This window comes from Nesterenkonia halophila (assembly GCF_009467795.1).
In the GTDB taxonomy this organism is placed as follows: Bacteria; Actinomycetota; Actinomycetes; order Actinomycetales; family Micrococcaceae; genus Nesterenkonia; species Nesterenkonia halobia.
The window spans coordinates 1-12282 of record NZ_WIAX01000019.1; the positions used below are offsets into that span (position 1 = coordinate 1).

General features: G+C 73.1%; 13 protein-coding genes and 1 other RNA gene. 3 read left to right on the forward strand and 11 right to left on the reverse strand.

Annotated elements, in window-relative coordinates; translation table 11 throughout:
* From GCL72_RS09720 to ssrA, 3 genes are all read left to right on the forward strand, one after another.
* On the forward strand, window positions 1–257 hold a 257-nt coding region (locus GCL72_RS09720; RefSeq protein ID WP_211365019.1), incomplete at its 5' end, for a hypothetical protein.
* A complete protein-coding gene (ftsX, locus tag GCL72_RS09275) occupies window positions 257–1168 on the forward strand; it encodes a permease-like cell division protein FtsX (protein WP_246161118.1) in 912 nt (303 codons plus the stop codon). The genes GCL72_RS09720 and ftsX, both read left to right, overlap by 1 nt.
* Window positions 1169–1336: 168 nt before the next feature.
* Window positions 1337–1713, forward strand: a transfer-messenger RNA (tmRNA) gene (ssrA, locus tag GCL72_RS09280).
* An 81-nt stretch (window positions 1714–1794) separates the two neighbouring features.
* On the opposite strand, the gene GCL72_RS09285 is transcribed toward ssrA, so the two are convergent.
* From GCL72_RS09285 to aroA, 11 genes are all read right to left on the reverse strand, one after another.
* Window positions 1795–3387, reverse strand: coding sequence for an arylsulfotransferase family protein (locus GCL72_RS09285; RefSeq protein ID WP_153144442.1), 1593 nt, complete (start codon window positions 3385–3387; stop codon window positions 1795–1797).
* 71 nt (window positions 3388–3458) lie between these two features.
* Window positions 3459–3974, reverse strand: coding sequence for an SsrA-binding protein SmpB (gene smpB / locus GCL72_RS09290; RefSeq protein WP_153144443.1), 516 nt, complete (start codon window positions 3972–3974; stop codon window positions 3459–3461).
* 133 nt (window positions 3975–4107) lie between these two features.
* Complete coding sequence (locus GCL72_RS09295) at window positions 4108–4500, reverse strand: CrcB family protein (RefSeq protein ID WP_153144444.1); 393 nt, start codon at window positions 4498–4500, stop codon at window positions 4108–4110.
* Entirely contained in the window at window positions 4497–5000 is a 504-nt protein-coding gene (locus GCL72_RS09300) for a fluoride efflux transporter FluC (protein ID WP_153144445.1), read from the reverse strand. The genes GCL72_RS09295 and GCL72_RS09300 overlap by 4 nt, the downstream gene beginning before the upstream one ends.
* A 47-nt stretch (window positions 5001–5047) precedes the next feature.
* A complete protein-coding gene (locus GCL72_RS09725) occupies window positions 5048–5767 on the reverse strand; it encodes a metal-dependent transcriptional regulator (protein ID WP_170289612.1) in 720 nt (239 codons plus the stop codon).
* A 171-nt stretch (window positions 5768–5938) separates the two neighbouring features.
* The gene (locus GCL72_RS09310) at window positions 5939–6805 is read right to left on the reverse strand and encodes a metal ABC transporter permease (protein WP_153144446.1); all 867 of its coding nucleotides are present in this window, start codon (window positions 6803–6805) and stop codon (window positions 5939–5941) included.
* The gene (locus GCL72_RS09315) at window positions 6796–7593 is read right to left on the reverse strand and encodes a metal ABC transporter ATP-binding protein (RefSeq protein ID WP_153144447.1); all 798 of its coding nucleotides are present in this window, start codon (window positions 7591–7593) and stop codon (window positions 6796–6798) included. Before GCL72_RS09315 ends, GCL72_RS09310 begins: the two co-directional genes overlap by 10 nt.
* On the reverse strand, window positions 7590–8639 hold the full coding sequence (locus tag GCL72_RS09320) for a metal ABC transporter solute-binding protein, Zn/Mn family (protein ID WP_153144448.1): 1050 nt from the start codon (window positions 8637–8639) through the stop codon (window positions 7590–7592). The genes GCL72_RS09315 and GCL72_RS09320 overlap by 4 nt, the downstream gene beginning before the upstream one ends.
* A gap of 106 nt (window positions 8640–8745) precedes the next feature.
* Window positions 8746–9654, reverse strand: coding sequence for a histidinol-phosphatase (hisN, locus tag GCL72_RS09325; protein ID WP_153144449.1), 909 nt, complete (start codon window positions 9652–9654; stop codon window positions 8746–8748).
* Window positions 9651–10832, reverse strand: coding sequence for a ribosome small subunit-dependent GTPase A (gene rsgA / locus GCL72_RS09330; RefSeq protein ID WP_153144450.1), 1182 nt, complete (start codon window positions 10830–10832; stop codon window positions 9651–9653). Before rsgA ends, hisN begins: the two co-directional genes overlap by 4 nt.
* Window positions 10829–12265, reverse strand: coding sequence for a 3-phosphoshikimate 1-carboxyvinyltransferase (aroA, locus tag GCL72_RS09335; RefSeq protein ID WP_343030144.1), 1437 nt, complete (start codon window positions 12263–12265; stop codon window positions 10829–10831). Before aroA ends, rsgA begins: the two co-directional genes overlap by 4 nt.
* Between the last annotated feature and the right edge of the window lie 17 nt (window positions 12266–12282).

Genomic DNA, 12282 nt, shown 5'->3' on the forward strand with positions numbered 1-12282 from the left:
TGGCCGCGCAGAGCACCGAGGACGAGCCGCCGGTGGTCGACCCGGCCGAGGACACGTCCCCGGGACGGGGGCCCGCGCAGGAGCCCCGACTGCAGGCCCGCCGGCGGGCCGCCCGCCCGATGACCGATCGCGAAGGGTCCGCCGAGGCCCCGGAGCCGACGTCGTCCTCTGCGCAGGCCGCTGACGAGGATGCCCGCCGCACCGCCGATCAGCGGGGCGGCCTCCGCTCGATCTGGCGCCGTCTGAGGAGGAAATGATGCACCGACTGATGCACATGCTCGGCGAGACGCTCGCTTCGCTGCGGCGCAACGTCGCCATGGTCGCCTCGGTCGTGCTGGTCACGTTCATCTCGCTGACCTTCGTCGGCTCGGCGGCGCTGATGCAGACCCAGGTCGACCGGATGACCGACGAGTTCCACGACCGTCTGGAGGTCTCGGTCTTCCTCTGCACCGAGAACTCGCCGGAGTCCTCGTGTCCGACCGGCGCGGTCAGCGACGACCAGCGGGCCGCGCTGGAGCAGTCGCTCGAGGAGGGCGCGGCCAGCCAGTACGTCGACAGCTACCGGCACGAGACCCAGGAGCAGGCGCTGGAGAACTTCCAGTCCTCCCAGGACGCCGCGGCGCCCGCGATCGAGGCCGGCGACATGCCCGAGTCCCTCCGCGTGCTGCTGGTGGACCCCGAGGAGTACGACGTGGTCACCGAGCTCTTCGCCGGCGCCCCCGGCGTGGAGACGGTCGCCGACCAGCAGGAGGTCATGGACCAGGTCTTCGCCATCCTCGACGGGATGACGCTGGTGGCCCTGGCCGTCGCGGCGGTGATGATCGTCTGCGCAGTGCTGCTGGTCTCGACGACCATCCGACTCTCGGCCTTCAGCCGGCGGCGGGAGACCGGGATCATGCGTCTGGTCGGCGCCTCGAAGGCGATGATCCGCACCCCCTTCGTCCTGGAGGGCGTGGCGGCCGCCCTCCTCGGCTCCCTGCTGGCCTGCGCGGCGACCTGGGTGGTCGCCGAGCACCTGATGGGGGAGTGGCTCGACCAGCAGATCCCGGCCATCCAGTTCATCGACGGCTCCGCGGCCTGGGTCGTCATGCCGGTGCTGCTGCTGATCGGCGTACTGCTGGCGGTGCTCTCCTCCTGGGTGACGGTCCGCCGGCACCTGACGGTCTGAGCCGGATGCGGCCGCCGGACCCGTGCCGCGCCCGTCCAGGGGCGCTGCCGGACACGGCAGTCGGCGGAGCGTCCGGAATATTGCCCGGACGCGCGCCGTTGGCATACACTGGAGTACCTGCCCGATGGGGAACCTGAGGGCGGGGAACGGTTCTTGACAACCGCATACGGGGACGATCGGTTTCGACGATCTGAGTTGAGCATGGGGAAGCGGGCCGAGGATGTAGAGTGCCCTCGTAAAAACCCCTCTGCAACCCAATAAGTGCCGATTCTAAGCGCACTGACTTCGCCCTCGCTGCCTGATAGCAGCGACGCGAGTCTGTCAGCCTGAGTTCGCTGTCGACTCAGAGCCTGGCATCAGCTAGATAGCCACTGGACGCCGTCCTCGTCGTGGGGACGTCGCTCGACATTCACACGGCTGGGCCCGGGCCATCCACTCGTCTGCATGATGGATGGGGCCGAGCAACACCCGATGCGCAGACTGCGCCCGGAGAAGTCCATGCGAATCCAGATCGGACGCGGGTTCGATTCCCGCCGTCTCCACCGCTGACGACGCCCCGTCCGGACCACTGGTCCGGGCGGGGCGTCGTCGTGTCCGCAGCACGCACGGCGGCGCCGACCACGCCGTCACTCCTCGTCGGCGGACTCGGAGGGCGTCGTGCCGCCCAGGACCTCGCCGTCGTCGTCCAGCGCCTCGATGCGCAGCGACCCGGCCTCCGCGCCGCCGTCCGGGACCGGGATCGTGGTCTCGAAGCCGTCGCGAGCGACGGTCGCGGCCTCTTCCTCGCCGGCGGTCAGCCGCCACTCGGCGACCTCGGTCGCCCCGTTCCACGAGACCTGGACGGCGGACTCGCCGCCCTCCTCGGTCAGCACGGCGTCCGGGTCGGTCGTCGGCCGGCCCTGCCACTCGAGCGCGTAGCCCCGGTAGCTGCCTCCGCCGCCGTCATAGTCGCCGTCGAGGCATTCGTCCCCGTGGCAGACGTCGTAGATCAGCTCGCCGTCGGCGGTGTACTCCGAATAGTGCGGGCGGGATCCCCAGCCGATGAACATGCCGCCGTCGTCCAGCAGCTGGGCGTTGGCCATGGCGCTGGAGACCCGTTCCTCGGGAGGCCGGTACTCGGCGGCGACCTCGGCGGTCATCGCCTCCTCGTCCAGCGCCAGCCGCAGCCCGCGCGAGGACTCGTCGTCGTCTCCGCCGTGGGCATGGTTGTCGAAGAGCGTCAGCGTGCCGTCCGGGGCCCGGTGGGCGTCGTGCTGCCAGGAGAAGACCGCGTCCTCGTCCAGGCTGAAGTCGCTGGACGAACCGCCCAGCGTCCAGTCCACCGCGCCGGTGCTGCGGTCCAGGCGGTAGACCGCATGGGTGTGACGGGCCGAGACCAGCAGCGAGCCGTCGTCGTCGACGGTGATCGAATTGATGTGGAAGTAGTCGAAGGGCTCCTCCGCGGAGCCGAGCACCGCGGGGTCCTCGTCACCCTCGGCTTCCTCGGCGACCTCCTCGCGCTCGGCGGCGTAGTCGACCATCGTCTCCGTCACCGGCACATGGTCCAGGGCGCTCCACTCGAAGACGACGTCGCCGGTGGCGATGTCGACCTCCTGGATCACCGCGTCCTCGACGTGCCCGTCGGCGGGCCCGCCCACGTCGGTGAGGTCGGCCTCCGTCGGCACGTAGGCGGCCAGCAGCATCGTGCCGTCCTCGGTGATGGTCGTCTCGTGCAGGTCGGCCTCGTCGGGACCCAGCGACCCGCCGGTGGTGACCCGGGTGATCTCCTCATAGGAGCCGTCCAGGACCGTGACCTCGCCATGACCGTGGCCGCCCTCGCTGGGACCTTCGTAGACGGTGAGCACGTCCCGGCCGTCGTACTCCTGCACGCGCAGGTCGAAGGGGTCGTCGTCCGGGTCCTCGTCGGAGGCCGGGCGCATCCACACCAGCTCTCCGGCGGCGTCGAGGATGAGCGAGCCGTCCTGCGGCGTCCGCGTGCCGTAATTGGGGCTGAGGAAGATGTACTCGTCCGCGGCGTCCCGCCGGGCGGACCAGGCCGGTCCCTCGGTGATCTCCACGGCAGGCGGCTTCAGGTCCGGGCGGGAGAGGAACTCCTGGTGGGGGATGGGGCGGGACTCGTCGTCGCCGTCGTCTCCTCCGCAGCCGGCCAGCGCCAGCATCGCGGTCGCCGTCGCGGCCGATCGCCGCAGCCGGCGCTGCCCTCGGCGCACGCGCCCCATGCCACATCCTCCCGGAGTCGTCCGGGCCTGATCCTAGCCGCCGGCGGCCGAGGCCACCAGAGGCAGGCGGCTCAGTCGACGCCGAGATTGCGGTAGCGCATCGCCCGCTGGGCGTCACGCTCGTCCTGCTTGCGGCGCAGCGTCTCGCGCTTGTCGAACTCGCGCTTGCCGCGCGCGATGCCGATCTCGACCTTGGCCCGGCCGTCGGAGAAGTAGAGCTGCAGCGGCACGATCGTCATCCCGGAGGACTCGATCTGCCGGGAGATCTTGGCCAGCTCCTTGTGGTGCAGCAGCAGCTTCCGCTTCCGCCGGGCGCTGTGGTTGGTCCAGGTGCCGTTGAGGTACTCCGGGATGTGGATCTGCTCGAGCCAGAGCTCGCCGGACTTCGAGAAGGCGGCGAAGCCGTCGGTCAGCGAGGCCTGCCCCTCGCGCAGCGACTTCACCTCGGTGCCGGCGAGCACCAGGCCGGCCTCGTACCGGTCCTCGATGTGGTAATCGTGCCGAGCGCGGCGATTGGTGGCCACGACATGATTGTTCGGGTCCTTCGCGGCCTTGTTGCGGGCCTTCTGCTTGGCCTTCGTCGCCATGTGCCACCTCCTCCGGGCTGCGTGCCGCCCGCCGCGGATCGGGCGGCGGGGATCCGGGCCCGGGGCGACGGCGCGCCGTCGGGCCGACTGCCCATGATACACCCGGCGGCGGCCGCGCACGCCCGCCGCCGGCTCAGCCCAGCAGCAGTCGCGCGGCCGCGATCCCGGCGGCCGCGCCGGCGCCTCCGCAGAGCACGTGCATCGCCCAGAGCCCGGCGGCGGCCAGCCGCCGGCCGGCGACCCAGCGTTCGGCCGCGCGCAGCGAGACGGTCGCGAAGGTGCTCAGCGCGCCGAGCAGCCCGGTGGTCAGCGTGACCAGCAGCGGCGCGGTCGTCGTCCCGGGCTCGACCGCGGCCGGCTCGACGGTGATCCAGCCGTATACCAGCCCCAGGGCCAGGCAGCCGGCGGTGTTCGCCAGCAGGATCCCGCACGGCAGCAGACGGTCCAGCATCAGTCGCAGCACCGCCCCGGCCGCGCCGCCCAGTCCGACGCCGAGGACGACGGCGATCGTCATCTCTGCCGTCATCGGGCGGCTCCTGTGCGCCGGGCCCCGGGCTGCGGCGGGCCCACGGCCCCGAAGATCGCCCGGCCGACGGTGATGCCGGCGGCCGCGGCGGCGGTGCAGCCGAGGATGCTGATGAGCAGATAGGCGATCAGCTCCGGCGCGGCGGGATTGACGAGGGTCTGGGCGGCGAGCTCGTCGAACATCGCCCCCGGCACCGCCGGCATCACTGCGACGATGACCAGCGAGAAGGTGGTGTAGGAACCCAGCAGTCCGGTGCCCAGCGTCGGGACGACCCAGCGCGGCAGCCGGTGCACTGAGGCCACTCCGGTCAGCAGGCCGAGCAGTCCGGAGCCGGAGAGGTTCACCGCCAGCGTCGTCCAGGGGAACTTCATGCTCTGCTCGGGGAGCAGCTCGCCCACAGTCAGCCGGGCCAGCGCGCCGACGGCGCCGGCGAGGGCGACCAGCGGCACGATCAGGCGCAGCGGGGGCGCGGCGGGGGCGGAGGTCTCAGCATCGGGCACCGTCCCAGACTAGTACGACTCCGACGCGGGCCCGGCGACGGGCACGCTCAGCGATCGACCAGCGAGACGCGTATGGCGTGGGCCAGCTCATGGGCCAACCGGATGCCCTCGCCCGCCGGGGCGCGGGCGACGACGACGTCGCCGCCCTCCGTCGCGGCCGCAGTGCGCACGGTGATCCGCGCGCCGATGTCGACCTGCTCCTCGGCGAGCGTGCGCAGCGCGTCGGGCACGGCGTCGTCGACCTGCTCCAGGCGCACCGCGGCCGACTCGGGCACCCGGCAGAGCCGCTCGGTCTCCGGGTGCTCCATGCTCAGGTCCCGGCGGGGGATGGGATCGCCGTGCGGATCGACGGCGGGCCGCTCGAGCCGTTCGTCGAGCCGGTCGATGAACGTCTCCGAGACCGCGTGCTCGAGGCGCTCGGCCTCGTCATGGACCTCGCCCCAGTCGTAGCCGAGCTCGCGGACCAGCCAGGTCTCGATCAGCCGGTGGCGCCGGACCATGGCCAGCGCCAGTCGGCGGCCCTGCTCGGTGAGTCGCAGCGGCGCGTAGGGATGGTGGTCGACCAGTCCCAGCTCGGCCATCTTGCGCACCATCAGCGTCACCGAAGGGTTCGAGACCCCCAGGGTGCGGGCGAGCGCCGAGGCGGTGACCACCGGATCGTCCTCCCACTCGGTGAGGCCGTAGATGGTCTTGGCGTAGTCCTCCACCGAGGTCGTGGCGGTGTCGGTGCGGGTCGAGCGCCCCTGGGCGGAGGTGCGCGGGCTCATGGGATCCTTCCGCGAGAGGGGCCCGCCGGCGGGCCCGACGGGCATCGTGGCTGTGCTGGCGACGGCACTCGCCGACGCGGCGACGAGCCGCGACGGGGAGCGCCGGCATCGTGCGCCCAGTCTATCCGTCCGTCCCGGGCGTCGATGCCGGCAGAGCCTCGCCCCGTCGGCTCAGGCCGCGGCGGCGGTCCGTCGGGCACGCGCCGCCCGGGCGATGAGCCCTTTGTGCGGGGCCAGCACATAGGCCAGGCCGAAGAGCGTCGACTGCATCAGGACGATGGTCCCGCCGGTCGACAGGTCCAGCCAGTAGCTCAGGTAGACGCCGCTGACCGCGGCGAACACCGCGCCGCCGGAGGAGACCATCAGCATCCGTCCGAACGTCCGGCAGGTCAGCATCCCGGTGGCCCCGGGGATGACCAGCATCGCCACCACCAGGATGATGCCCAGCGTCTGCAGCGCGGTCACGGTGGTCAGCGCCAGCAGCACCAGCAGCAGCGCCGAGAGGGCGGCCGTGGAGAGTCCGACGGTGTGGGCGTAGGTGCGGTCGAAGGCCAGCAGGGTCAGGTCCCGCCGGGCCAGCAGCAGCACCGCCGCAGTCGCCAGCCCCAGCGCGAGGACCTGCCACAGGTCGGTCCGCGAGGTGCCCAGCACGTTGCCGAAGAGGATGTGCTGCAGATGCGTCTGGCTCGGCACCCGTGAGATCAGCACCAGGCCCAGGGCGAAGAGCGTGGTGAACACCACGCCGATTGAGGTGTCGCGCTTGATCACCGGGGTGCTGCTGATCCCGCCGATGAGCAGCACGGCGATCAGGCCGAAGACGAAGGCGCCGGCGGCCATCGGCACTCCCAGCAGCTGGGCCAGCACGATGCCCGGCAGGATGGAGTGGGCCACCGCCTCGCCCATCAGCGACCACCCCATCAGCACCAGCCAGCAGGAGAGCAGCCCGCAGACGCCGGCGGCGACGACGGCCACGGCCAGCGCGTTCTGCATGAAGGCGAACTGCAGCGGCGCGGCCAGGATCTCGACGATCAGCTCCATGGGGCCTCCTGTCGTCCGACGGCGTCCTCGGTGCTGTCCGCGGCGCCGCCGTCGTCGGCCAGCACAGTGCCGAAGGCGCCGGCGAGGGTGGACTCGGTCAGCACCGCCGACGGCGGGCCGGCGGCGAGCACACGGCGGTGCAGCAGCACCACCTCGTCGGCGAGGTCGGCCAGCGAGTCCAGATGGTGGGTGGAGACCAGCACTGTGGTCCCGGCGTCGCGGAGGGCATGCAGCGTGGCGGTGATCAGTTCCTCGGAGCCGCGGTCGACGCCGGCGAAGGGCTCGTCGAGCAGCATCAGCGGGGCCTGCTGGGTCAGCGAGCGGGCCAGGAACGCCCGGCGCCGCTGGCCGCCGGAGAGCTCGCCGACGGTGCGCCGGCGCAGCTCGGCCAGCCCGACCTGCTCCAGCGCCTCGGCGACGGCGGCACGGTCGGCGCGCCGCGGCCGGCGGGTCGGGCCCTGGTGCGGGATGCGGCCCATCATGACCATCTGCGCCACAGTCAGCGGGAAGGTGTGGTCGATCGTGTCGTGCTGCGGGACATAGCTGACCACATTGCGGCGACGCGCCTGCTGGGGCGGCTTCCCGTGCAGCCGGACAGTGCCGGCCAGCGGGACGCGGAGCCCGAGCAGCGCGGAGAACAGCGTGGACTTGCCGGAGCCGTTGGCGCCGACCAGCGCGGTGATCGTGCCGGCGGTCAGCCGCAGATCCACGCCCTGCAGGGCCAGCACGCCGGGATAGCCGGCGCTGAGCCCAGACACCTCGACTGCGGCGGCGGGAGCCTGGGTCATGGGTCCTCCCCGTCCTCGGCGCCGTCTTCGGCGCCGTCTTCGGCGCCGTCCTCGACGCCGGCCTCGGCCCCGGAGATGATCTGATCCAGATCGTGGCGGAGCAGCTCCAGATAGCTGGGCACCGGCCCGTCGGAGGCGGACAGCGAGTCGACGTGCAGCGGCTCGCCGAGCGTCGCCCCGGAGGCCTCGGCCACCTGGCGCTGGGCGTCGTCGTTGACAGTGGTCTCGCAGAAGATCGTCGGCACCTCGTGGGCGCGCACGTGCTCGATCTGCGCCTCGACCTGCTGCGGGGTGCCCTCGGTGTCGGCGTTGATCGGCCAGAGATAGTGCTCCTCGAGGCCGAGGTCCTCGGCCAGATAGCTGAATGCCCCCTCGCAGGTGACCACCTGGGCCGGCGACCCGGTGGACTCCTCGACGGCGGCGAGCCGGGTGCGGGCGTCTTCGGCGATCTCCGTCAGGCGCTCGCGGTAGGCGTCGGCGTGCTCGGCGAAGACCTCGGCGTCGGCGGGGGCGAGCTCGGTCAGGGCCCGTTCGACGGCGTCGACGTACTGCCGGCCGCGCTCCGGGGAGAGCCAGGCGTGCGGGTTGGTCGGCAGGTCCTCGCCGGCGGCCGGATGGCCGGAGAGCCGGGTCACCGGCAGCGGGTCGACGTCGGCGGTCGCGGTCGTCGACGGAGCCTCGGCGTGGTCGATGAACTGGTCGAACCAGGCCTCCAGCCCCATGCCGTTGGTGATCACCAGATCCGCCTCGGTCGCGGCGCGGATGTCGCCGGGGGTGGGGTCATACTCATGGATCTCCGCGCCGACGGGCGTGATGGAGCGGACCTGGACGCGGTCGCCGCCGATCTGCGAGACGATGTCGGCGAGCACGGTGAAGGTGGTCAGCACCACCGGGCGGTCGTCGTCGGCATCGCCGGACTCGCCGAGCCCGTCGGCGCCGGCGGGCCCGCAGCCGCTCAGCAGCAGGGATGCGCCGAGCAGCGCCGCGACGACGGAGTGCCGCCGCGCCCGGCGGGGCGTCCGACGAGAGGAGAGGGAGAGCGCCATGCCGTCCAGTATGGTTTAGGCATGCTTAAAACAGCAAGGGGCGCGTCGTATCACGAGGGAGGCGGAGGGCGTCCGTCCAGTCGGCGGCCGGGGCCGCAGGACGTGGTCAGGAGGGGCTGAGGCCGGTTCGCCGGGCCTCGTGCTGCGCCGCCTCCGGCGGCGTCGCGGCGCCCTGCGGCGCGTCCTCCACGGAGGGGCTCGCCCACGGAGTGGGGTCGTCCGGGGCCAGGGCGGCCAGGGCCGCCTGGTGCAGCAGCCCGTTGGTGGCCAGCGCGTTGCCGCCGGAGCAGCCGGGCTCGTCGTCGAGCGAGGTGAACTGTCCGCCGGCCTCGGTGACGATGGGCACCAGCGCGGCCATGTCGTGAAGCTCCAGCTCCGGCTCGGCGGCGAGGTCGACGGCGCCCTCGGCGAGCAGGCAGTAGGACCAGAAGTCGCCGAAGGCCCGCGTCCGCCAGACCGACTCGGTGAGCTCCAGGAAGTTCTGGCTGCGGCCCGCCGCGCGCCAGCCGGTCAGCGAGGAATAGGAGAAGGAGGCGTCGGAGAGCGCCGAGACCTTCGAGACCTCCAGCGGGCGCGCCGAGGCCAGCGACTTGCCGGTGTAGGCGCCGCCGTCGCGGGCGGCCCACCAGCGGCGGCCCAGCGCCGGGGCGCTGACCACGCCCATCACCGGCACGCCATGGTCGACCAGCGCGATGAGCGTGGCCCAGACCGGCACGCCGCGGACGAAGTTCTTCGTCCCGTCGATCGGGTCGATCACCCAGCGGCGCGGGCCCGACCCCGAGGAGCCGAACTCCTCGCCGTGGACGGCGTCCCGCCCGCGGGCCCGGCTCAGCTGGCCGCGGATGAGCTCCTCGGCCTGCCGGTCGGCCTCGGTGACCGGGGTGAGGTCCGGCTTGGTCTCCACGTCGAAGTCCATCGCGGAGAAGCGGGCCATCGTCTGCGCGTCCACCGAGTCAGCGATCATGTGGGCGAGGCGCAGGTCCTCGGTGTACGGGCTGGTCTGGTGGCGGTTCATGGGGACGATCCTAGTCTCTTCTCGTCCTGTTCCTCCGCAGATCCGGCGAGCGAGGAGAGCAGCCCGCGCAGCGAGGCCAGGCGTGCCGGACCGTGCGCTCCGGCGCGTCCCGCCGCGACCCAGGCATCCAGCGCGCAGCCGCCCTGCGGAGACTCATGGGCGCATCCGGGCTCGCAGTCGGCCGAACCCTCCACGAGGTCCTCGAAGGCGGCCAGCACGCCGTCGGGATCGACGTGGGCCAGGCCGAAGGAGCGCACCCCCGGCGTGTCGATGATCCAGGAGACGCCGGCGGCGGATCCGGCCTCGTCCGCGCTCGCCGAGGAGGCGACCCCGCCCGCGGTCCGCAGCCGCAGCGCCACCGCCGAGGAGGAGGTGTGCCGCCCGCGGCCGGTGACGTCGTTGACGCCGCCGGTCGCCCGTTCGGCGCCGGTGAGCGCATTGACCATCGTCGACTTGCCCACTCCGGAGTGGCCGATCATCGCGGTGACATGGCCGTCCAGCAGCGTGTGCAGCCGGGCGACGGCCTGCTCGTCGAGCGCGTCGTCCCCGGCGTCGTCCCCGGACTCGTCCCCGGCGCCGGCGTCGGACTCCGCGTCCCGGCGGCGGGAGACCACTGTCGTCAGGCTCAGCTCCGCGTAGTGCGCACGCAGCCCCGCCGGGTCGGCGGGGTCCGCGGCCAGATCCGCCTTGGTGATCAGCAGGATCGGCTCGATGCCGGCGTCGAAGGCGGCGACCAGGGCACGGTCGATGAAACCGGTCCGCGGAGCGGGGTCGGCGGCGGCGACGACGATCAGCAGCTGGTCGGCGTTGGCGACGACGACGCGCTCGGCGTCGTCGGTGTCGTCGGCGCTGCGGCGCAGCAGCGTCGTCCGCTCCTCGATGCGCACCAGTCGGGCCAGCGTGCCCTCGTCGCCCGAGGTGTCGCCGACCAGCGCGACGACGTCGCCGGGCACGATGGGCGAGCGGCGCAGCGCCTTGGCGCGCACGGCGGTGACCAGGCGCTCTCCGTCGTCGGCGCGGTGCATATGCACCCGGTAGCGGCCGCGGTCGACGGTGATGACCCGGCCCAGCTCGGCGTCGGGGTGGTCCGGGCTCTCCTTCGTCCGCGGGCGGGAGCCGCGCTTATTGGGCCGGACCTTGACATCCGATTCGTCGAAGTCGGACCAGCGGCGGCTCATCGTCCTCCGCCCTCGCCCGGTGCTGCCGGTGCGCCCGGCTCGCCGGTTCCGCCGGGGTCGACGAGGGCGCGCCACAGCTGCGGGAAGGTCGGCATCGTCTTGGCCGTGCAGCCGATGTCCTCGACCTCCACGCCGTCGAGCCGCAGCCCCAGCACGGCGGCGAAGGTCGCCATCCGATGGTCGGCGTAGCTGCGCACCAGGTCGCCGCGGACCGCCGGAGTGCGGATGCTGAAGCCGTCGTCGTGCTCGTCGACGGCGGCGCCGAGGCGGCGCAGCTCCGCGGCCAGCGCCGCGATCCGGTCCGTCTCATGGCCGCGCAGGTGCCCCACGGCGGTGAAGGTGGTCGCGCAGTCGGCGAGGGCGGCCAGCGCGGCGACGGTCGGGGTGAGCTCGGCGGTGCCGTCGACGACGCCGGGGGAGGTCACCTGCGGCGCGCCGGAGCCGTCTCGGCCGCCGCGCACGGTCAGCGTCTGCGTGGCCGGAGAATCCTGCCCCGTCGGCTCGTCGACGAGCTCGACGACGGCGCCGAACTGCGGCAGCAGCTCGGTCCAGCGGCGGCCGATCTGGGTGGACTCCCGCGGCCAGCCGCGCATGGTGACTTCTCCGCCGGTGGCCGCCGCGGCGACCAGGAACGGGCCGGCGTTGGAGAGGTCCGGCTCCACGCGCACGGTGAAGGCCGGGATCGTCGACGGCGCCACGCGCCACACCGCCGGTTCCGAGTCGTCGACCTCCACGCCGGCGGCGCGCAGCACCGCGACCGTCATCGCCACGTGCTCGGAGGAGGGCACCGTCGAGCCGGTGTGGCGCAGCGTGAGCCCCTCGCGCATGCGCGGAGCGGCGAGCAACAGCCCGGAGACGAACTGCGAGGAGGCGGAGGCGTCGACGGCGACCTCGCCGCCGGCCAGCCCACGGCGGGAGCGCAGCGTGAACGGCAGCGTCTCCGGCCGCGGCGTCCCGGCATCGGCGGATGCGCCGGCGGGGACCTCAGCGCCGAGCGCGGCGAGCCCCTCGAGGACCGCACCCATCGGGCGGACCCGGGCCTCCGGGTCGCCGTCGAAGCGCGCGGTGCGGCCGGTCAGCGCGGCGACTGCCGGCAGGAAGCGCATCACCGTGCCGGCCAGGCCGCAGTCGACCTCGACCGGCGGGGCGCCGTCGTCGCCGTCGGCATCCAGCGTCAGCGGCGTGATGCGCACCGCCGGCTCGCCGGTCGAGGGATGCTCGGCGAGATGCTCGACGCCGGCGCCGAGCGCGGACAGCGCCTGCAGCATCAGCGAACTGTCGCGGGACTCCAGGGGGTTGACGACCACCGACGGGCCGTCGGCCAGGGCGGCCAGCAGCAGGTGCCGGTTGGTCAGCGACTTCGAGGCGGGCACGCGGACCTCTCCACGCACCGGCGCCCCCGCCCGCGGCGCAGGCCACGGCTCCGGGGGCACCGGGTGAGCAGGCGTTG